The sequence below is a fragment of the Streptomyces sp. SID3343 genome (assembly GCF_009865215.1).
GTDB lineage: Bacteria > Actinomycetota > Actinomycetes > Streptomycetales > Streptomycetaceae > Embleya.
The window spans coordinates 1-308 of sequence record NZ_WWJX01000030.1 but is presented as its reverse complement, the minus strand read 5'-3'; the positions used below and the strand labels follow the sequence as shown (position 1 = coordinate 308).

The following is a 308-nucleotide window of genomic DNA, read 5'->3' as shown; positions in this document are numbered from 1 at the left end:
CGGCCGAGGCGGTCAGCAGCCGCGGCCCGTCGGGCCCGAGCACGATGGCCCCGTAGTCCCGCCGGTCCTCGACCCGAGCCCGCGCCGCCGCCTCGTCGGCCACCGGGTGCACGGTGAACGCGCCGGGCCGCTGGGCTTCCAGGTGCTCAACGAGCGCGGTCACGGCGTCCTGCGGGCCCGCCACGGCGATCGGCAGGTCCCGCGGCGCACTGCGGGCGCCCGGCCACGCGAACAGGGTCAGCATGAACAGCTGCAGCACCACCAGGCCCACCGCGATACCGGCCACGATCCGCGACGTCGAGATCGCC

General features: G+C 76.6%; 1 pseudogene. It reads right to left on the bottom strand.

The features are described from left to right. A pseudogene (locus tag GT354_RS00950) lies at positions 1-308 on the bottom strand (ABC transporter permease); the annotation flags it as partial.